16 protein-coding genes are annotated in these 19,217 nt (G+C 70.4%); 7 read left to right on the forward strand and 9 right to left on the reverse strand.

All coding sequences use genetic code 11. The annotated features are described in order from the left end of the window. Positions 1 to 40 precede the first annotated feature (40 nt). Positions 41 to 421 (forward strand): hypothetical protein, encoded by a 381-nt coding sequence (locus OG984_RS25575; RefSeq protein ID WP_328528940.1) that lies wholly within the window; start codon positions 41 to 43, stop codon positions 419 to 421. A 4-nt stretch (positions 422 to 425) separates the two neighbouring features. Here the strand turns inward: OG984_RS25575 and OG984_RS25580 are convergent, their stop codons facing one another. Further along, positions 426 to 1,766: a cytochrome P450 gene (locus OG984_RS25580; RefSeq protein WP_328528941.1), complete on the reverse strand. Its 1,341-nt coding sequence runs from the start codon at positions 1,764 to 1,766 to the stop codon at positions 426 to 428. 116 nt (positions 1,767 to 1,882) lie between these two features. Further along, positions 1,883 to 2,797 carry an alpha/beta hydrolase gene (locus OG984_RS25585; RefSeq protein ID WP_328528942.1) on the reverse strand — a complete coding sequence of 305 codons (915 nt, stop codon included), beginning with the start codon at positions 2,795 to 2,797 and terminating at the stop codon, positions 1,883 to 1,885. 118 nt (positions 2,798 to 2,915) lie between these two features. Here OG984_RS25585 and OG984_RS25590 point away from each other — a divergent pair, with 118 nt between their 5' ends. Both OG984_RS25590 and OG984_RS25595 read left to right on the forward strand, forming a co-directional pair. Next, positions 2,916 to 4,607 carry an ABC-F family ATP-binding cassette domain-containing protein gene (locus OG984_RS25590; protein WP_328528943.1) on the forward strand — a complete coding sequence of 564 codons (1,692 nt, stop codon included), beginning with the start codon at positions 2,916 to 2,918 and terminating at the stop codon, positions 4,605 to 4,607. Beyond that, on the forward strand, positions 4,604 to 5,626 hold the full coding sequence (locus OG984_RS25595; protein ID WP_328528944.1) for a GNAT family N-acetyltransferase: 1,023 nt from the start codon (positions 4,604 to 4,606) through the stop codon (positions 5,624 to 5,626). Before OG984_RS25590 ends, OG984_RS25595 begins: the two co-directional genes overlap by 4 nt. A 118-nt stretch (positions 5,627 to 5,744) precedes the next feature. Here OG984_RS25595 and OG984_RS25600 read toward each other — a convergent pair whose 3' ends face one another. Next, positions 5,745 to 6,893, reverse strand: a complete 1,149-nt coding sequence (locus tag OG984_RS25600) for a S1C family serine protease (protein ID WP_328528945.1) — start codon at positions 6,891 to 6,893, stop codon at positions 5,745 to 5,747. A 252-nt stretch (positions 6,894 to 7,145) separates the two neighbouring features. Beyond that, positions 7,146 to 7,685, reverse strand: coding sequence for a MarR family winged helix-turn-helix transcriptional regulator (locus OG984_RS25605; RefSeq protein WP_328528946.1), 540 nt, complete (start codon positions 7,683 to 7,685; stop codon positions 7,146 to 7,148). 70 nt (positions 7,686 to 7,755) lie between these two features. Between OG984_RS25605 and OG984_RS25610 the strand changes: the two genes are divergently transcribed. Next, complete coding sequence (locus OG984_RS25610) at positions 7,756 to 8,997, forward strand: MFS transporter (protein WP_328528947.1); 1,242 nt, start codon at positions 7,756 to 7,758, stop codon at positions 8,995 to 8,997. A gap of 9 nt (positions 8,998 to 9,006) precedes the next feature. On the opposite strand, the gene OG984_RS25615 is transcribed toward OG984_RS25610, so the two are convergent. From OG984_RS25615 to OG984_RS25625, 3 genes are all read right to left on the reverse strand, one after another. Next, positions 9,007 to 9,657 carry an HAD-IA family hydrolase gene (locus tag OG984_RS25615; protein ID WP_328528948.1) on the reverse strand — a complete coding sequence of 217 codons (651 nt, stop codon included), beginning with the start codon at positions 9,655 to 9,657 and terminating at the stop codon, positions 9,007 to 9,009. Then, positions 9,654 to 10,958, reverse strand: coding sequence for a citrate synthase (locus OG984_RS25620; RefSeq protein WP_328528949.1), 1,305 nt, complete (start codon positions 10,956 to 10,958; stop codon positions 9,654 to 9,656). Before OG984_RS25620 ends, OG984_RS25615 begins: the two co-directional genes overlap by 4 nt. 69 nt (positions 10,959 to 11,027) lie before the next feature. After that, positions 11,028 to 11,219, reverse strand: a complete 192-nt coding sequence (locus OG984_RS25625) for a hypothetical protein (protein ID WP_328528950.1) — start codon at positions 11,217 to 11,219, stop codon at positions 11,028 to 11,030. Between the two features lie 169 nt (positions 11,220 to 11,388). Between OG984_RS25625 and OG984_RS25630 the strand changes: the two genes are divergently transcribed. Next, positions 11,389 to 12,375, forward strand: a complete 987-nt coding sequence (locus OG984_RS25630) for an ArsR/SmtB family transcription factor (protein ID WP_328528951.1) — start codon at positions 11,389 to 11,391, stop codon at positions 12,373 to 12,375. A gap of 101 nt (positions 12,376 to 12,476) precedes the next feature. After that, a complete protein-coding gene (locus tag OG984_RS25635) occupies positions 12,477 to 12,947 on the forward strand; it encodes a hypothetical protein (RefSeq protein ID WP_328528952.1) in 471 nt (156 codons plus the stop codon). A 64-nt stretch (positions 12,948 to 13,011) separates the two neighbouring features. Here OG984_RS25635 and OG984_RS25640 read toward each other — a convergent pair whose 3' ends face one another. Together OG984_RS25640 and OG984_RS25645 are read right to left on the reverse strand one after the other, a co-directional pair. Continuing rightward, a complete protein-coding gene (locus OG984_RS25640) occupies positions 13,012 to 14,022 on the reverse strand; it encodes a helix-turn-helix domain-containing protein (protein ID WP_328528953.1) in 1,011 nt (336 codons plus the stop codon). 52 nt (positions 14,023 to 14,074) lie between these two features. Continuing rightward, on the reverse strand, positions 14,075 to 15,082 hold the full coding sequence (locus OG984_RS25645) for an alpha/beta hydrolase (protein WP_328528954.1): 1,008 nt from the start codon (positions 15,080 to 15,082) through the stop codon (positions 14,075 to 14,077). A gap of 187 nt (positions 15,083 to 15,269) precedes the next feature. Between OG984_RS25645 and hrpA the strand changes: the two genes are divergently transcribed. Then, positions 15,270 to 19,151, forward strand: a complete 3,882-nt coding sequence (gene hrpA / locus OG984_RS25650; RefSeq protein ID WP_328528955.1) for an ATP-dependent RNA helicase HrpA — start codon at positions 15,270 to 15,272, stop codon at positions 19,149 to 19,151. The last annotated feature ends 66 nt before the right edge of the window (positions 19,152 to 19,217 follow it).

The following is a 19,217-nucleotide window of genomic DNA, read 5'->3' on the forward strand; positions in this document are numbered from 1 at the left end:
TCGCGGCCGGTCGCGCGTGGTGCGCTGCCAGAATCCGCCCATGACCAGTCCTGCGATGACTACTCCTGCGCTGACGAACCGTCAGCGCCTGGCCCGCTCCTACAAGGCCTGGGGCGTCGCCGCGCTGTCGAGCCTGGTGACGGTGCTGCCCGTCTACCTCGCCGTCACGAGCTCCGGGGTCGAGCTGTCGCGGCTGGTGAGCGTGCCGGTGATGGTCGTCGTGGGCCTGATCGGGCCGGTGGTCGGGGCGTTCCTGAGCGCACGCGCCGGGCTCGGGCGGTTCTGCACCGGGGCGGCGTTCGTGATCATCGCGACCCCGATGACGAGCCTGCCGCTGCTCGCGATCCCGGCGTACGTCCTGGCGCCGTGGATCGCCGTGGCGATCAGCGAGGAGCCGGCGCCGCAGCACTGGAACGGCTGAGAGGTCAGGCCGGGACCGGGTCCTTGGCCAGCCGGACCGGGAGCCGGTCGAGGCTGTAGACGACCGAGAGGTCGCGCCAGCCGAGATCGCCGGGATCGTCGGTGGCCATGGCCAGGTCGGGGAAGCGGCGGGCGAGGCCGGTGAGGGCGGCGCGGAGCTCCATCCGGGCCAGCTCGGCGCCGACGCAGCGGTGCATGCCGTGGCCGAAGGCGAAGTGCATGGTCTGCGCGTTGCGGAGGTCGAACTGCTCCGGCTTCGGCACCACCGCGGGGTCGCGGTTGGCACCGGTGAGGCTGACCAGGACGACGGCGCCCTTCTTGACCGGCAGGCCGAACAGGTCGTGGTCCTCGCGCGCGAACCGCGGGAACGCGAGCTGCACCGGGCACAGGTAGCGGAGCAGCTCCTCGACCACCTTGTCGACCTCGGCCCGCTCGCCCGAGCGCAGGATCTCGTACGCCTCGGGGTTCTGCATCAGCACGTAGGCGCCCATGGAGAGCATCGAGGCGGAGGTCTCGTAGCCGCCGAGGAAGACACCGTCGGCGAGGCCGCCGAGCTCGACGTCGTCGTACTCCGACCCCTTGGTGCGGATGATCTCGCCGATCATGCCGTCGCCCGGGTTGGCGCGCTGCTGACGGACCTGCTCGATCAGGAACGTCCTCGTCTCGGTGGCGGCCCCGAAGGCGCCGGCACCGCCCTCGGAGAGGTCGAAACGGGCCATCCCGAGCTTGTGGAACTCGTCGCGTACGTCCTCGGGCATGCCGAGCAGCTCGCAGATCACCCGGAACGGGATCTCGAAGCCGAAGTGCTGGACGAGGTCGACCTCGGGGCCGTTGGCCTCCATGCCGTCGAGGGCGTCGGTCACGATCCGGTCGATCATCTCGTTGAGACGACCCAGGCGGCGCATGGTGAACTCCGGGGTCAGCAGGCCGCGGAGCTTGGTGTGGTCGGGCGGGTCGGTCATGCCGAGACCGCCGATGCCCTCGGCGTCGGTGCGCTTGCGGGTGCCGAGCAGGTGGCGCATGTCGTTGGAGTAGGCGTCCTTGTCGGCCAGGACGTGCTTTGACTCGGCGTGTCCGGTGACCAGGACGATGTCGAGGCCGAGCACCGAGCCGAGCTTGGTGACCGGTGCCTGCGCTCGGCTCTCGGCGAGCAGCGGCACCGGGTCGACGCCGTCACGGCGCAGCGGGAAGGTCAGGTGCTCGGGGATCTTGCGCAGCGTGGTGATGTCGGGGATCGGCGACTCCTTGCCCCGCATCGCGAACTGCAGGGCAAGCTTGCGGACGCGCTCGGTCAGCGGTCGCGCCATCGCCCGTAGAGAGGAAGGCACCTGGGCAGCAATCGGCATGCGGCCCAGTCTGGACCATCCTCAAACCTCGGGCATCAGGAATACCCCTGGTTCGAGTACGTGTCCTCGATCACCCCCGGCAGCGCCTCGGGAACGTCCGCCGGGACGGCCCGGGATCACCCGTGGAGCACCGTCCTGAACAGCCCACAGGTCTCCTCGATCGCGAGCTGCGCCGCCTGCGAGTGGTGGCCCATCGCGAAGAATCCGTGGATGAGGCCGTCGCAGTGGTGGTAGGTCGTCGGGACCCCCGAGCTCTCCAGCGCCTTGGCGTACGCGATGCCCTCGTCACGCAGCGGATCGAACTCCGCGGTCACCACGACCGCCGGCGCCAGCCCCTCCAAGGAACCCTTGATCGGGCTCAGCCGCGGGTCGGCGCGGTCGGCGTCGGCCACGTAGTTGTCGGAGAACCACTTCATCGTCGGTAGCTCGAGGAAGTAGCCGTGGCCGTTCTCCGCGTAGGAGGGGTAGCCGCTGGTCATGTCGGTCGCCGGGTAGATCAGCAGCTGGCCGGCGAGCTCGCGCCCCTCGGCGCGGAAGGCCTGGGCCACGGCGGCCGACAGGTTGCCGCCGGCGCTGTCGCCGGCGACCGCGACTCGGCCGTCACCACCGAGGGTCGCGGTGTTGTCGCTGACCCAGCGGGCCGCGGCCAGGGCGTCGTCGTAGGCGGCGGGGAAGGGGTGCTCGGGAGCGAGCCGGTAGTCGACCGCGACGACCACGGCGTCGCAGATCGTGGAGAGGTTGCGGGCCTGGTCCTCATGGGTGTCGAGGTCGCCGACCACCCAACCGCCGCCGTGGAACATCACGATCGTCGGCAGCGGGCCCTGGGTGGTGGGTCGGTAGATGCGTACGTCCAGGTCGCCCGCCGGCCCTGGGATCACGGAGGCCTCCACCGAGGCGACGGGTGGAAGTGGCACGCCCTCGGCCAACGCGCGGTAGAGCGCTCGTGCCGTCGGCGGGTCGTAGGACTCCAGGGGCTGGCCCTTCGCGAAGAGGGTGAGCAGGTCAGCGATCTGGCTGTCGAGCGGAGGCATGGCGACAGTCATATCGGTAATCGCCAAAATGTGTCGAGCATCACGTTCTACTGATGGGACCGATTTGTCGAACGCGACCGGGAATAACCATTCGACACGGGTGCCAGACTGGACGGCTGTGGGACATGTGGACGTTGCTGGAGTGCGGTTCCAGCTGCCTGACGGGCGGGTGCTGCTCGACGACGTCTCCTTCCGGGTGGGAGAGGGGGCGAAGGTCGCGCTGGTGGGCGCCAACGGCGCCGGGAAGACGACGCTGCTGCGGATCGTCACCGGGGAGCTGACCCCGACGGCGGGATCCGTCGTCCGCTCGGGCGGCCTCGGGGTGATGCGGCAGATGGTCGGAAAGGGGTCCTCGACCGTCGGCGAGCTGCTGCTCTCGGTGGCGCCCGCGCGCGTGCGCGAGGCCGCCGCGGCCGTGGAGGTGTGCGAGCTGGAGCTGATGTCGTCCGAGGACGAGCGACTGCAGATGCGCTACGCGACCGCGCTGGCCGAGTACGCCGACGCCGGCGGCTACGACCTCGAGGTCGTCTGGGACGTGTGCACGATGGCCGGGCTCGGGGTGCCCTACGACCGCGCCCGCTACCGCTCGCTGGACACCTTGTCGGGCGGCGAGCAGAAGCGCCTCGTCCTGGAGTATCTGCTCCGCGGTCCCGATCAGGTCCTCCTGCTCGACGAGCCCGACAACTTCCTCGACGTGCCCGGGAAGATGTGGCTCGAGGAGCGCATCCGCGAGTCCCCGAAGACGATCCTCTACGTCAGCCACGACCGCGAGCTGCTGGCGAACACCGCCACCCGCGTGGTGACGGTCGAGCTCGGCTCCGCCGGCAACCTGGTCTGGACCCACCCCGGCGGCTTCGCGAGCTACCACGAGGCACGGACGGCGCGGTTCGAGCGGTTCGAGGAGCTGCGCAAGCGGTGGGACGAGGAGCATGCCAAGCTGCGGGCGCAGATGTTGATGTACAAGCAGAAGGCGGCCTACAACTCCGACATGTCCTCGCGCTACCAAGCCGCGAAGACACGGCTGGAGAAGTTCGAGGAGGCCGGCCCACCGACCGAGCAGCCGCGCGAGCAGCAGGTCGTGATGCGGCTGCGTGGCGGCCGGACGGGCAAGCGTGCGGTCGTGTGCGAGTCGCTCGAGCTGACCGGGCTGATGCGCCCGTTCGACCTGGAGGTCTGGTACGGCGAGCGCGTCGCCGTGCTGGGCTCCAACGGCTCCGGCAAGTCCCACTTCCTGCGCCTCCTGGCCGGTGGTGGCTCGATGCCCGACAAGGAGCACGAGCCGGTGGGCGAGGTCGTGATCGAGCCCGTACGCCACCGCGGGGTCGCCCGGCTGGGAGCCCGCGTGCGGCCGGGCTGGTTCGTGCAGACCCATGCCCATCCGGAGCTGGTGGGACGTACGCTGCTGGACATCCTGCACCGCGGCGACGTCACCCCTGACGGGCGGGGACGCGCGGGGATGGGCAGGGAGGCCGCCTCCCGGGTGCTCGACCGCTACGAGCTGGCGCACGCCGCGGAGCAGACCTTCGACTCGCTCTCGGGCGGGCAGCAGGCGCGCTTCCAGATCCTTCTGCTCGAGCTCTCGGGGGCCACGTTGCTGCTCCTCGACGAGCCGACCGACAACCTCGACGTCCAGTCCGCCGAGGCGCTCGAGACCGGCCTGGAGTCGTTCGAGGGCACCGTCATCGCGGTCACCCATGACCGCTGGTTCGCCCGCGGCTTCGACCGCTTCCTGGTCTATGGCGCCAACGGCGACGTCTACGAGTCCCCGGAACCGGTCTGGGACGAGACGAGAGTGGAGAGGTCACGATGAGTGAGCTGGTGATCGAGCGGGTCGACCCGTTCGACGACGAGGTCTTCGACGCCTGGCACGACGTGATGACCGCGTCGTGGCTCGAAGCCCGCGGCCCCGACGCGGATCTGTGGGCACGCGAGGAGCAGCGCGTCGAGCTGCAGCAGCAGACCGAGAAGACCGATCGGCGGGCCTACGTCGGCCGCGTCGACGGCGAGGCGGTGGCCGCCGGCTGGCTCGCCATGCCGCTGCTCGACAACCTCCACCGCGCCACGCTCGTCGTGGCGGTGCTGCCGGCCCACCGTAGGCGCGGCCACGGCACCACGCTGCTGGACCATGTCGAGGCGGAGGCCCGCGCCCAGGGACGTACGTCGTTGACGGGTGAGGTCTGGTGGCCGTGGTCGCTCGGCTCCGGCGGTGAGGGCTCGCCGGGTCGCGACTTCGGCGTGGCCCGGGGCTATGCGCCCGCGCTGGTGGAGGTACGCCGCCTGCTGAGGCTGCCGGTGCCGGACGACGTCCTCGACCGGCTGGCGGCGCAGGCCGCCGAGCGGCACGGGGCCTACACGCTGCGGTCCTGGGTCGGCCGGGTGCCCGACGACATCGTCGAGAGCTGGGCGGTGCTCGACGCCAGCCTGGAGACCGAGGCGCCGACCGGTGACCTGGACATCGAGGCGCCCGAGCCCGACGTGGCGAAGGTGCGTGAGACCGAAGAGCTGGTCGCGGCCCAGAAGCGGACCCTCTACCACTCGGTGGCGCTGGACGCCGACGGCAAGGTGGTGGCCTACACGGTGATCGGCTACTCGAGCCTGGACGGAAAGAGCTACCAGTGGGGCACCCTGGTCGAGGCGGCTCACCGCGGCCACCGGCTCGGTCTGGCGGTGAAGGTCGCCAACCTCAGGTTGCTCCAGTCCGAGCGGCCGGAGGTGCCGACCCTGAGCACCTACAACGCCGAGGTCAACTCCCACATGATCCAGGTCAACGAGGCCATGGGCTTCGAGCCGGTCGAGTGGCTGTGCAGCATCCAGAAACAGGTGTCCTGACCCGCCTCCGGACAACGCACGAGCGCCTCATACCCGGTCAGAGACGGGCATGAGGCGCTCGGAGGGTGGCACCCCGCGGCAACTGAGACCCTGCGGACCCCAGCGTCTTGCGGGGAGATCAGGAGGCGTCGGAGTCCAGGGTCACCTGCGCGGTCTGCTCCTCGCCGTTGCGGGACCAGGTGACCTCGACCTTGTCGTCGGGGCGGTAGGAGCGGACGGTGGCCACGAGGGAGTCCGATCCGGTGATGACGTGGTCGTCGACCTTGGTGATGACGTCGCCCTTCTGGAGGCCTGCCTTCTCGGCGGTGCTGCCCGAGCTGACCTCCTGGACCTGGGCCCCGGTGACCGAGTTCTGGCCGTTCTGGGCCGCGGGGGCGTCCGAGACCGAGATGCCGAACTGGGCGTGAGTGGCCTGCTCGCCCTTCTCGAGCTGCTCGACGATCGGGCGGATCTCGTCGATCGGGATCGCGAACCCGATGCCGATCGAGCCCGCGTCCTCGCTGCTCGCGCCGCCGCCGGAGCGGATCGAGGCGTTGATGCCGACGAGGTTGCCGTTGAGGTCGACCAGCGCGCCACCCGAGTTGCCCGGGTTGATCGCCGCGTCGGTCTGCACCGCCGGGTAGACGGTCGCCGCACCGTTCTGGTCCACGCCGACGTTGACCGGGCGGTTGAGCGCGCTCACGATGCCGGTGGTCACCGTGGAGTCGAGCCCGAACGGGGACCCGATCGCCACGACGCTCTGGCCGACGGTGAGGTTGGCGGACTTGCCGATCGTGATCGGGGTCAGGCCGGAGACGCCCTTGGCCTTGATCACGGCGGTGTCGGTGAGCGGGTCGGTGCCGAGAACCTCGGCGGAGGCCTTTGTGCCGTCGTTGAAGTCGACGGTCACCGTGCCCCCGTTGGCGGCCAGCTCGACCACGTGGTTGTTGGTCAGGATCGTGCCGTCGGAGGAGATGACGACGCCGGAGCCCGAGCCGGAGCCCTGCTGGGAGGCGACCTCGATCTTCACCACCGAGGGGAGCACCTTGGCGGAGACCTTCTCGATGCTGCCCTCGGGGGCCTTCGCGTCGACGACCTGCGAGGTGGCCGGGGTGTTCGCCCCGCCAGTGGCGCCGTCACCGGCGAGGGCGTCGTAGATCGCCGCGCCACCGACGCCCGCGGTGCCACCGGCGACCAGGGCTCCGGCGAGGACCGCGGCGACGAGACCGGTACGGCCGATGGCGCGCTTCTTGGGAGGAGTACCGGGCGCACCTGGCACGGACGGCATGACGGAGGTCTGGGCCGGCGGAGCCGCGAAAGGGCCGGCGGGAGGCTGGGTGGATCCGGCAGGAGGGGCCGGGGGAGTCCACTGCGGCGGGGTCCCACTCGGCTGCTGAGGAGGGAGTTCGGTCATGTCTTCGAGTCTGGCCAGCCTCCCTGTGAGCCGGCTGAGACAGCCCTATGCGGTCGCGAAGAGATGCTCAGGACCCGGCAAGAACGGCCGACGACCGGGTCGGCGTACGCAGATCTGCGCAGCCGCCTACTCGGCCTCGATCTGCAGTGTCACCTGCTTGAGCAGTGCCGCCAGCTCCGTACGCCGCTCCGGGCTGAGCGCCTCCAGCAGTCTGTTCTCGGCCTCGCCGCGCAGGTCCATCGCCCGCCGCCAGATCTCGATGCCGGCCTTGGTCGCCTCGACGCTGATCTTGCGGCGGTCCTCCACCGATGCCGTACGCCGCACCCACCCGGCCTTCTCCATGCTGTCGAGCCGTCCCGTCATCCCGGCCGGACTGATGTCGAGGTCCTTCGCGAGGGCTGTGGGCGAGGCGTGGCCGGGGGTGTCGCGGATCATCAGCATGTGGAGGGTCACGTATTCGAAGTCGGCCAGCCCGACCTCGCGTGCCGCCGCTCGGCGCGCGTCGCTGAAGAACTTGGAGATGGACCCGATCCGCACCGTGATCGCCTCGACCTCGTCGTCGAAGTCGATGTCGAGCCAGTGGTCGCGCCACCGCGCCACGTGGCGGTCGGCCCGGTCCTCGGTGATGTCGTCGCCGGGCGTCTCGGAGGCTCGCATCTCGGGCATGCGCCGATCCTACCCTTCGCCGACTGATAATTCGTTGACGAATAGTTCGTCAGCGAACTACCTTGCCGATATGACCGCCACGACCCCGCCGCCCACCGCGCGTCGATCGCCGCTGAGGCACCGCAACTTCCGCCGCCTCGTGACCGGCACGGCGTCCTCGTCGCTGGGCAACGCGATCACCCCGGTCGCGCTGGCGTTCGCGGTGCTCGACCTGGGTGGCACCGCGACCCAGCTCGGCCTGGTCGAGGCCGTGTTCGCGGCCTGCCAGGTGCTGACCACGCTGGCCGGGGGAGTGCTCGGCGACCGGGTCTCACGCAAGGTGATGATGGAGGGCACGGCGGCGATCAGTGCCGTCGTCGTCGGGTCGCTGGCGGCGACGGTGATCCTCGGGGTCGCGACGATCCCGTCGATCGCGGTGATGGGTGGCCTCGCCGGCATCGTCGCCGCGCTCAACCAGCCCTCGGCGATGGCGATGACCAAGGTGGTCGTGCCCGACGAGGACCTCGGCGCGGCCGTCTCGCTCCGGTCGCTGCTGCAGACCACCGCGTCGACCGTCGGCTACGCCCTCGGCGGTGTGCTCGTCGCGGCCGTCGGATCCGGGTGGGCGATCACGATCGACGCGCTCACCTTCGCCATCGCCGCGATCGCCTACTCCGGGATGCGGGTCCCGCACGACCGCGAGCCGCGCAAGGCCTCGATGCTCGCCGACCTGGGCGAGGGCTTCCGCGAGGTCATGCGGCACTCGTGGCTGTGGTTCCTGATCCTGCAGGCGCTGCTCTACCACCTGTTCTGGTCGGGGGCGCACAGCGTGCTCGGCCCGATCGTGGTCGGCGAGGGGATCGGCCGGGCCTCGTGGGGCTTCGCGCTCGCCGCGCTGATGGCTGGCTTCTTCGTCGGCGGCCTTGTCTGCCTGCGGTTCCGCCCGCGCCGGCTGCTCTCCGTGGGCGTGGTCTTCCTGGCGATGACCGGACTCTTCCCGATCTCGATGGCGCTCTCGGACACGCTCTGGCCGATCCTGATCGGTGCGTTCCTGCACGGGTTCGGGCTTCAGATCTTCGACGTCTTCTGGCAGATCGCGATCCAGCAGGAGATCCCCGAGGACAAGCTCTCCCGGGTCTACGCCTTCGACATCGTGGGCTCGTTCGTCGCCCGACCGGTGGGGCTCGCGCTCGTCGGCCCGGTCGCGGTCGCGGTCGGCTTCGACACCTGGCTGCTCGTGGTCGCCGCGGTGATCTCCGGCAGCGCCCTGCTCTCGATGTCCTTCGCGGGAGTGCGCCGCCTCGAGCGGGCGCCCGACCAGAGCCTCGTCTAGAGCCCTCGCCTAGAGCGCCGTCACCGGGAGGCCGAGCGCGAGCAGGTCCCTGCGGAGCTGCTCGGCCCCGGTGAACTGGAACGCCTGCATGCCGAGTGCCGCGGCGGCGGCCACGTTGGCGACGCTGTCGTCGACGAACGCCAGCCGCTCCAGCGGGATCCCGGCACGCTCGGCGACGAGCCGGTAGATCGCCGGATCGGGCTTCGCCAGGCACACCTCGCCGGAGACGACGACCTCGCGAAGCAGCCCGATCACGTCGTACGTCGCCGGAGCATGCGGATAGAGCTCGGCCGACCAGTTGGTCAGCCCGAGCTGCGGGAACCCGGCAGCTGCGAGCTCGCGGACCAGGTCATGAGTGCCGGGGACCGGGCCGAGGAGCGAGAGCGGGAAGTTGTCGACGTACGCCGCCCCCGCCGCGATCCACTCGGGAGCCTCGTTCTCGAGCACGGTCAGGGCCTGGGCCCAGGTGCGGCCGGCGTCTTGGGCATAGTTCCACGACCCGAAGTCGTAGGACTCGAGGAACGCGCGGGCATCGGCGTCACCGATCCCGGCGGCGATCGCCGGGAGCGGGTCCCAGCGGATCAACACGTTGCCGAAATCCCAGACGACCCCGTCCACCACGGCCGTGGTGGACGGGGTCTGAGTGTCGGGAGCCGTCACGACCAGCGAACGTCGCGGGGCACGAAGGTGAGCCCGCGCTCGCCGGTGTAGATCTGCTTCGGACGGGCGATCTTCTGCTCCTTGTCCTGGACGAGCTCCAGCCACTGGGAGAGCCAGCCCGGGGTGCGCCCGATGGCGAACAGCACGGTGAACATCTCCGGCGGGAACTCCAGGGCCTCGTAGATGAGGCCGGAGTAGAAGTCGACGTTGGGGTAGAGCTTGCGGGAGACGAAGTATTCGTCCTCCAGCGCGATCTTCTCCAGCTCCTGGGCGATGTCGAGGAGCGGGTTGGTGCCGGTCACCTCGAACACGTTGTAGGCCTGCTGCTTGATCAGCTTCGCCCGCGGGTCGTAGTTCTTGTAGACCCGGTGGCCGAAGCCCATCAGCCGCTCGTTGCCGGCCTTGACGCCCTCGATGAAGGCGGGGATGTTCTCGACCTTGCCGATGCGGCGCAGCATCCGGAGCACAGCCTCATTGGCGCCGCCGTGGAGCGGGCCGAAGAGGGCGCCGACGCCGGCGGCCACCGAGGAGTAGGGGTCGACCTGGGTCGAGCCGACGCTACGAACGGCGTTGGCCGAGGCGTTCTGCTCGTGGTCGGCGTGCAGGATGAAGAGGGTGTCGAGCGCCTTCTCGATGCGCTCGTCCGGCGCGTACTTCGACTCGCTCATCTTGAAGAGCATGGAGAGGAAGTTGCCGGTGTAGGACAGGTCGTTGTCCGGGTAGACGTAGGGCTTGCCCTGCGCGTGCCGGAACGCCCAGGCGCCGAGGGTCGGCATCTTGGCGATCAGCCGGATGATCTGCAGGCGACGGTTGTCGGGGTCGGAGATGTTGGCGGCGTCCGGGTAGAACGTCGACATCGCACCGACCGACGCCATGAGCATGCCCATCGGGTGGGCGTCATAGCGGAAGCCCTGCATGAACTCCTTGATGTTCTCGTGCACGAACGTGTGGTAGGTGATCTCGTGCACCCACGCGTCGTACTCCTCCTTGGTCGGCAGCGCGCCGTGGACCAGGAGATAGGAGACCTCGAGGAAGTTGGAGTTCTCCGCGAGCTGCTCGATCGGATATCCGCGATATTCGAGGATCCCCTTGTCACCGTCGATATAGGTGACGGAAGATCGGCATGAAGCGGTGTTGACGAAACCGGGGTCGTAGACCGCCAGGCCGGGCCCCTCTTCGTTGCTAGCCGGGTCCGCGGCCTTGATCTTCCCCAGGTCGGCGGCGCGGATGGTGCCGTCGGTGATCGGGATGTCGTACTCCACCCCGGTGCGGTTGTCACGCACTGTTAGAGATTCGGTCACGATCAGCAACGGTAACCCTCTTGAAATCGCCTACGTAACTCGGTGTCCCACCCATTGGCCGATTTCGACTCAGAGGCGGAACGTGTTCCGTGCCGGTTTGGTGTCGCCGGAGGGCTCGTCGTCGCCGAACCGGGTGAGCGCGTCGCGCAGCCGATGGAGGTCGAGAACGGTCTGCACCGACCGCTCGTTGAGGGTGTCGTCCTCTCCGCGGAGCGCACGCAGCGCGTCCTGGACCTCGGTCTCGCTCGGCTCCCCGGTCATGGGGACATAATCTAGGTGCCCGGGCCAAAGGAAGCGACCGCGGGTTCTTGCGCGTCGCGGATCCCAGGGCTGGCAGATTTCTGTCAGAAGTCTGTGAGGTCGGGCGCGCAGCATGGTCGGACGATGGTCGCGGAAGCGGCTGGGGACGCCATCATGCTCGGGGGACGCGATGCTGCGGATTCACTTCACCTACGAGGACCTCGCCCGGGTCAGGATCGCCGACGGGCCCGATGCGCTCTGGGAGGTGCAGCTCAGCCTGCATGCGCTCCAGACGCACGGGCGCGCCGTGGAGCTGACGCCGTGGCGTCGACACACGCTGCACACACTGCCCCGCGAGGTGGTGCGACCGCTCGCCGAGATCGCGCCGCCGCGCGGCATCTCGCCGGACTTCCTGACGCCGTCGGGCGGTGCCCACGGGTTCGGCGACGGGATGGAGATCTCGTTGCGTACGCCGAAGGCCACGATCTCCGCGCAGGTTGCCGCCATGGCGGGCCAGCGTCGGCTGACGCCGTGGCTCGAGGCCGTACGTCGTGCCGAGACGTCGGCGCTGCGTACGTTGGGGCGGGCGGTGGCGATCTATCACGAGGGCGCGATCGCACCGGTGTGGCGATCGTTGTCGGACGTCGTCGCCGCGGACCGGCGCATGCGCGCCCAGCAGATGTCCGCCAGGGGCGTCGGGGCGGTGCTGGCCGGGCTTCCCGGGTGCCGTTGGCGGGCGCCGGTGCTGGAGATCGAGAACTACAAGGACGCCGAGGTGCGCCTCGAGGGCCGTGGGCTCCTGCTCCAGCCGTCCTACTTCTGCGAGCCGGACACCCCGATCAAGCTGTGCGACCCCGGGCCGGAGCCGATGCTGGTCTATCCCACGGCCAAGCCGGCCACCGGGCTCACCGCTTCGACGGAGTCGGCATCGGCGCCCGGGCGGTCGGTGACCGCGCTGTTGGGGCGTACGCGGGCGGCCGCGCTCGCCGCGATCGGGACCGGGTGCTCGACCGGTGAGCTGGCCCGCCGGTGCGAGATCTCGGTCGGCTCCGCCAGCCAGCAGGCGAGCATCCTCCGTGAGGGTGGACTCATCACCACCCGGCGCGTGGGCACCTCGGTCCGGCACGAGATCACCAGTCTCGGGGTGCAGGTGCTGAGCGGGGCGGCGGCGTCCTGATACGCCTTTCGGCCCTGGCCAAAAAGGTTTCGCCGACGTGGCCGCTGACCCGAACCTCGGAACGTCATTGCTCCACATCAGGTTCTCTGGAAGGAAAGCTCATGATCAAGCGCATCCTGGCGGCGGCAGCACTCACGATGGCCGTCACCAGCATCAGCTCCGGCGCCATGGCGGCGACCGGCGAAGGCACGGGCGCCGCGACGAAGGGCGGCGGCGACGCTCGGGAGGGCGTGGTCGCGGCTGCGGTGTCGCCGTCGGTCTCGCCTGCGGCAGAGGCGGTCGTCTACCGGGCGACCGGTGTCCGGGAGTACGACTGCCCGTCGGGTCGTCTGTGCGTGGACGTGTGGGACCCGACCCGCGGCACCTACAAGGTGTTCCAGTTCTACCGGTGTCAGACGCACTCGCTCTCCGCCTTCTACTCGACCAACACCCCGGAGTTCGAGAACAACCAGACCAGCGGAACCAACACCTACTTCGAGCGGAGCTGGGGTGACCGGTACCTGAGGTCGACCGCGAAGCACGGCGAGCGCTCCATCAGCTGGGACCCGATCAACTTCATCGACGTCTGCTGACCACCAGCAGCGCACAGCGCAGCCGACGGGCGATCTCGTGTCGAGATCGCCCGTTCTGCGTCGCTCAGCGCTCCTGGTCGGTGCCGTGGGCCACTCGCCAGAGCAGCAGCGCCACGGCAGCCCGCTGCCGTCCCCGGCCCTTGACCGGCGAGTAGCCGAGCTGGCCGCTCAGCCAGGTCAGCCGGTCCTGCAGGGTCGAGTGGTGCACATGGAGCATCGCGGCCGACTGCCTCAGGCTCGGCTGGTCCAGGACCGCGTGGAGCGTGTCCACGCCCCACGGATGTCCGGCGAGCAGCTCGTCCAGACGTCGTACGTCACCCACCCCCGCCGCCTCCGCGGCGCTGATCCGCTCGGCGATGACGGCGAGCGCGCCGAGGTCCTCGTAGCGGACCACCGAAGGAGCGAGTCCGCCGCCGGCGGCAAGCCGGAGAGCCGTGCGTGCCTGCTCGAACGCGGTCGGCAGCCGGAGCGGGTCGGGTGCGACGGCGGCGCCTGCTCGGATGTCCTCCGGGAGGGCGGGGGTGCCGGGGAGCAGAGCGACCACCAGGTCGCCGACAGTGCTGATCAGGGGCGCCCCCAGGCCGGCGGAGAGGCTCAGCGCCACCGTGACCGACCCGGTCAGGCCGAGCCGGCCGACCGCGTCGCGCCTGTCGGCGTCGGTCGCGTCGGGATCGCACGCGATCCTGACCAGCCCGCTGGTCGAGGGCTGCGAGGAGCCGGTGCCGAGCGCCTGCAGCGCCCGGGCGGCGCGCTCGAGGATGAGCGCGTCGAGCGGACCGTCCTCGCCCGCGCGCTCCAGCCAGAGCCACGAGCCGGGGTGGCCCGGGACGGGCTCCTGGCGCCACTCGCTCTCCTGCTTGCCGGGCAGTGCCCGGCCGTCGGGGGTGAACCGCCGCACCAGCGCCCGGGCCGCGTCGTGAAGGCCCGCGGTGGAGCCGGCCAGCGCCGCGGCGGCGCGTACGACGGCTGCGGTCGACGCCCGCTCGTCGACGAGCCGGTCGAAGTGGTCGATGACGCGCAGCGCGCTGGCCGCGTCGTCGTCGACCACCTCGAGCTTGCCGATCAGATCTCGCACCTGAAACCTCCCTGGTCTACTCTCGCCCACCGGACGCGGGCAGACCAGCGGATCAGCCCTCGAGGGCTCTGCGGACGAACTCGTCGCGGGTCGCGACCGAGGCGCGGGAGACGGCGGCGTGCGCGGCGATCATGTCGAACCCGTGGAAACCGCCGCCCCACATGTGGAGGTCGACGCTGACGCCGGCCTCCGAGAGCCGCCGGGCGTAGGCCAGCGTCTCGTCGCGGAACGTCTCCGCCGAGCCGGTGTCGATGTAGGTGCGGGGGAGGCCGCTGAGGTCCTCGGCGCGTGCCGGCGCGGCGTACGGGGAGACGTCGGGGCCACCGCGGCGCTCGCCGAGCAGCGCCGTCCAGCCGAACAGGTTGGCGGCGCGGTCCCAGACCCCCTCGTCGTCGAGCATGTGGCTGCTGTGGGTCTCGAAACGGTCGTCGAGCATCGGGCAGATGAGGATCTGGTGGCTCAGCTTCGGGAAGGCGCGGTCGCGGGCGAGCAGCGCCGTGCCGGCGGCGAGACCACCGCCGGCGCTCGCTCCCGCGATCATGATGCGCTCGGGGTCGATGCCGAGCTCGGCGGCGTTCTTGGCCGTCCAGACCAGGCCGGCGTAGCAGTCCTCCACGGGCGCGGGGTCGGGATGCTCCGGAGCGAGCCGGTACTCCACCGAGACGACCACGGCGTTGCCGGCCGCGACCTGGTCGAGGAACATTTCCACGCCGAGCCGGCGGTTGCCGATCACCATGCCGCCGCCGTGGGTGTGGTAGATCGCCGGCCGCGGCGGGCCGCCGGTGGCGGGACTCAGGATCAGCAGCGTGATGTCGGGGTCGCCCTCCGGGCCGGGGACCTGACGCTCCTCGACCGTGACCGCACCGCCGACGGTCAGGTCCACCGGCTCCATGCCGGGGAAGCCGTCGGCGCTCTGCTGCCGCGCCAGCGAGAGGGTTTCGGCCGAGAGGGACGGCATCGCCTGGCGTACCAGTTCGAGGACCGGCACGAGCTCCGGGTCGAACGGCGGGTGGACGGGGGCGGCGTCGGGGAAGATCTGGTCGGCGGTCGGTTCGGTCATGGGGGACACTCCTTCGGTGAACGGGGGTGTACCCAGCGTCCTCCGGGCATCATGCGTCACGGAACCCGGCCTGTGGCGGGAATCACATCGACCGCTCCCGCCATCCGGCGGGCGCCGGGCCCTCGCCGCGGCCGGGGATAAACCGATGTGCGGTCGAGGGGTGCGCCGGGGGAGAATGGGAGACCTCATGTCCGAGTCCGACCAGTCCGCCGCCGCCTCCGTGGCGATCACCTACCCTGCCGAGCTCCCGGTCACCCAGCGCCGCGAAGACATCGCCGCCGCCATTCGTGACCACCAGGTCGTGATCATCGCCGGTGAGACCGGGTCGGGGAAGACGACACAGCTGCCCAAGATCTGCCTGGAGCTGGGCCGGGGCTCGAACGGGATCATCGGGCACACCCAGCCTCGCCGGATCGCGGCCCGGTCGGTCGCGGAGCGGATCGCCTCCGAGCTCGGGACCTCGCTCGGGGATCTCGTCGGGTATCAGGTGCGGTTCACCGACAAGTCGTCCGCCGCCAGCCGGATCAAGCTGATGACCGACGGCATCCTGCTCGCCGAGCTGCAGCGCGACCGCGATCTGCGCCGCTACGACACGATCATCATCGACGAGGCCCACGAGCGGTCGCTCAACATCGACTTCCTGCTGGGCTATCTGCGCCGGCTGCTGCCGCGACGCCCGGACCTGAAGCTGATCATCACCTCGGCGACGATCGACCCGGAGCGGTTCGCGGCCCACTTCTCCGATGTGAGCACCGGTGAGCCGGCGCCGATCATCGAGGTCTCCGGCCGCACCTATCCGGTCGAGGTCCGCTATCGGCCGCTGATGGAGCTCTCCGAGGAGGACGAAGAGGGCGAGGTCGTCGTCCGCGACCAGACCGAGGCCATCGTCGACGCGGTCAAGGAGCTCTCCGCCGAGGGGCCAGGCGACGTGCTGGTCTTCCTCCCCGGCGAGCGGGAGATCCGGGACGCGGCCGATGCGCTCGGGGACGCGCTGGGACTGAACCGCGCCGGCCCGTCGACCGGTCTCGTCGAGATCGTCCCGCTCTTCTCGAGGCTCTCGGCCGCCGACCAGCACCGCGTCTTCTCACCCCACACCGGCCGTCGGATCGTGCTCGCGACCAACGTCGCCGAGACGTCGCTGACGGTCCCCGGGATCAAGTACGTCGTCGACACCGGTGTCGCCCGCATCTCCCGCTACTCCGCACGCACCAAGGTGCAGCGGCTGCCCATCGAGCCGATCTCGCAAGCCTCCGCGAACCAGCGGTCGGGACGTACGGGGCGGGTCGAGGCGGGCATCGCGATCCGGCTCTACTCCGAGGAGGACTTCGAGGGACGGCCGGAGTTCACCGACCCCGAGATCCTGCGGACCAACCTGGCGTCGGTCATCCTGCAGATGGCGTCGTTGGGGCTCGGCGACATCGCCCGCTTCCCGTTCGTGGAGGCGCCGGACCGGCGCAACATCACCGCCGGCGTACAGCTGCTGGAGGAGCTCGGCGCGATGCGCGGGCAGCGGCTCACGAAGCTGGGCCGACGGCTGGCCAGGCTGCCCATCGACCCGCGGCTGGCGCGGATGGTGCTCGAGGCCGAGCGACTCGGGTGCGTACGCGACGTCATCGTCGTCGCCGCCGCGCTCTCGCTCCAGGACCCGCGTGAGCGGCCGGGCCAGGACCACCCCAAGGAGCAGGCGCAGGCCGACCAGCTGCACGCGCGGTTCAAGGACGAGACCTCCGACTTCCTCACCTGGCTCAATCTGTGGCGCTACCTGAAGGAGCAGCAGCACGAGCTCTCCTCCTCGGCGTTCCGACGGCTGTGCAAGCGGGAGTTCCTCCACTACGTACGCGTCCGGGAGTGGCAGGACCTGGAGTCGCAGCTGCGGCAGGTGTGCCGGGAGATGAAGATCGACCTCGGCAAGGGACACCGCGAGGTCGGTCACGACGACGGGGAGACTGGACTGATTTCTGAGGGGGCCGCCTACGACGCCGACGGGATCCACCAGGCGCTTCTCTCCGGGCTGCTCTCGCACATCGGCGCGTTGGAGGAGCGGGACCAGAAGGCCGACGCGGCGCGGGCTCGGGAGAAGCGGCGGCCGGGACCGCGGGAGTACCTGGGCGCCCGGGGTGCGAAGTTCGCGATCTTCCCCGGCTCGACGCTGCACCGGAAGAACCCGCAGTTCGTGATGTCCGCGGAGCTCGTCGAGACCTCCCGGCTCTGGGCCCGGCAGAATGCCTCGATCAAGCCCGAGTGGGCCGAGCGGCTCGGCGGTGACCTGGTCAAACGCACCTACTCCGAGCCGCACTGGTCGCAGAAGCGCGCCTCGGTGATGGCCCGGGAGAAGGTAACCCTCTACGGCGTCCCGCTGGTCGCGGACCGTCCCGTCGCCTTCGGCAAGATCGATCCCGAGCTCTCCCGTGAGCTCTTCATCCGGCACGCGCTGGTCTACGGCGAGTGGCGCACCAACCACCGCTTCCTCCGCGACAACGCGAAGCTGATGGAGGAAGCGGAAGAGCTCGAGCACCGGGCCCGCCGCCGCGACATCGTGGTCGACGAGCACGCGCTCTTCGACTTCTACGACCGCCGGCTCCCGGCGTCCATCGTGTCCGGGGCCCACTTCGACCAGTGGTGGAAGCAGGCCCGGCGGGAGACCCCCGACCTGCTCACCTTCGACCTGTCGATGCTCACCAACGATGCCGCGGGCGAGGTCACCGAGGCCGACTTCCCGGCCGAGTGGGACGCTGGGCCGCTGACCTTCTCGCTGAGCTACCAGTTCGAGCCGGGTGCCGCCGACGACGGGCTCACGATCGACGTACCGGTCGCCACGCTCAACCGTGTCGGCGCCGACGACTTCTCCTGGCTGGTGCCGGGGCTGCGCGAGGAGCTGGTGACCGCGCTGATCCGGTCGCTGCCCAAGCCGCTGCGGGTCAGCTTCGTGCCGGCCCCCGACAAGGCGCGAGCCTTCCTGAAGGAGACGCCGCCGGGGGAGGAGCCGCTGCTGACCGCGCTGGAGCGCTGGGCGCGCTCCACCGCGGGCGTGCACATCCCGCGCGAGGCCTGGGACTGGGACAAGGTGCCCGAGCACCTGCGGCCGACCTACCGGGTCGTCGGCGAGGACGGTCGCGAGACGGCCCGCGGCAAGGACCTGGACGCGCTCAGGGCGCCGCTGGAGGGCGAGTTCGAGGCCGCGATCGCCGAGGTCGCCGCCTCGGCCGGTCATACCCGCACCGGCGAGACGTCGTGGGTCTTCGGGTCGATCTCCGCGACCGTCACCGAGAAGCGCGCAGGTCATGAGGTCACGGTCTTCCCGTGCCTCTCCGACGAGGGCGCGACGGTCGGCCTCGTCGTCGCCGGCTCCGCCGAGGAGGCCGAGGCGCGTCACCGCCTCGGCGTCGTCAGGCTGCTGCTCCTGGCCCTGCCCGACGTCGGCAAGCAGGTCGTCGACGGGCTCTCCACCATGGAGAAGCTCGCCCTGGCCGGGTCTCCCTATCCCAGCGCCGCCGAGCTCGTCGAAGACTGCCGTGCCGCCGTCGTCCGCCAGCTGGTCGACGCCCGGCCGCTGCCGCGGACCGAGGAGGCGTACGCCGCGCTGCTGGCCGCCGCCGGCACGCCGGCCGACCTGGTCGCCGGCGTCCGGGCGGTCCTCGCCGACGTGATGCGGGCGCTCGAGGCGTACCGGGAGACCGACAAGGCGCTCTCCGGTCGGGCCGACATGTTCCAGCTCCCGGCCCTGACCGACATGAAGGACCAGCTCGCCCGGCTGGTGCACCGCGGGTTCGTCGCGGAGGCGGGTGCGCTGCACATCCGGCGGTATCCGACCTACCTCAGGGCCATCGTCGAGCGCCGTCGCAAGCTCGACGCCGACCTGCGCGCCGACCGGGCCACGCACGACCGGATCGCGTCGCTCCAGGACGCCTACCTGCACCAGATCGAGGCGCTCCCCGAGGGCCGGCCGCCCGGTCCGAGGCTGCGGCAGGTGCGGTGGATGCTCGAGGAGTACCGCGTCCAGCTGTGGGCTCAGCAGCTCGGCACCGCGGAGAAGGTCTCCGACGCGCGGATCCGCAAGCTGCTCGGCTGATCTCGGAACGGTGCCAGGCGGGCGCGGGCGCGGTGTAACACGTCGTTCGTAGGACTATCCGGTCGT

The organism is Nocardioides sp. NBC_00368 (assembly GCF_036090055.1).
Taxonomy (GTDB): domain Bacteria; phylum Actinomycetota; class Actinomycetes; order Propionibacteriales; family Nocardioidaceae; genus Nocardioides.

What these genes read in the sequence shown, in the direction of transcription:
- OG984_RS25575 (WP_328528940.1), top strand. Translation starts at nt 41, where the DNA reads ATGACCAGTCCTGCGATGACTACTCCTGCGCTGACGAACCGTCAGCGC.
- OG984_RS25625 (WP_328528950.1), bottom strand. Translation starts at nt 11,219, where the DNA reads ATGACCGGGGAGCCGAGCGAGACCGAGGTCCAGGACGCGCTGCGTGCG.
- OG984_RS25585 (WP_328528942.1), bottom strand. Translation starts at nt 2,797, where the DNA reads ATGCCTCCGCTCGACAGCCAGATCGCTGACCTGCTCACCCTCTTCGCG.
- OG984_RS25645 (WP_328528954.1), bottom strand. Translation starts at nt 15,082, where the DNA reads ATGACCGAACCGACCGCCGACCAGATCTTCCCCGACGCCGCCCCCGTC.
- OG984_RS25600 (WP_328528945.1), bottom strand. Translation starts at nt 6,893, where the DNA reads ATGCCGTCCGTGCCAGGTGCGCCCGGTACTCCTCCCAAGAAGCGCGCC.
- OG984_RS25595 (WP_328528944.1), top strand. Translation starts at nt 4,604, where the DNA reads ATGAGTGAGCTGGTGATCGAGCGGGTCGACCCGTTCGACGACGAGGTC.
- OG984_RS25610 (WP_328528947.1), top strand. Translation starts at nt 7,756, where the DNA reads ATGACCGCCACGACCCCGCCGCCCACCGCGCGTCGATCGCCGCTGAGG.
- OG984_RS25635 (WP_328528952.1), top strand. Translation starts at nt 12,477, where the DNA reads ATGATCAAGCGCATCCTGGCGGCGGCAGCACTCACGATGGCCGTCACC.
- OG984_RS25630 (WP_328528951.1), top strand. Translation starts at nt 11,389, where the DNA reads ATGCTGCGGATTCACTTCACCTACGAGGACCTCGCCCGGGTCAGGATC.
- OG984_RS25605 (WP_328528946.1), bottom strand. Translation starts at nt 7,685, where the DNA reads ATGCCCGAGATGCGAGCCTCCGAGACGCCCGGCGACGACATCACCGAG.
- OG984_RS25580 (WP_328528941.1), bottom strand. Translation starts at nt 1,766, where the DNA reads ATGCCGATTGCTGCCCAGGTGCCTTCCTCTCTACGGGCGATGGCGCGA.
- hrpA (WP_328528955.1), top strand. Translation starts at nt 15,270, where the DNA reads ATGTCCGAGTCCGACCAGTCCGCCGCCGCCTCCGTGGCGATCACCTAC.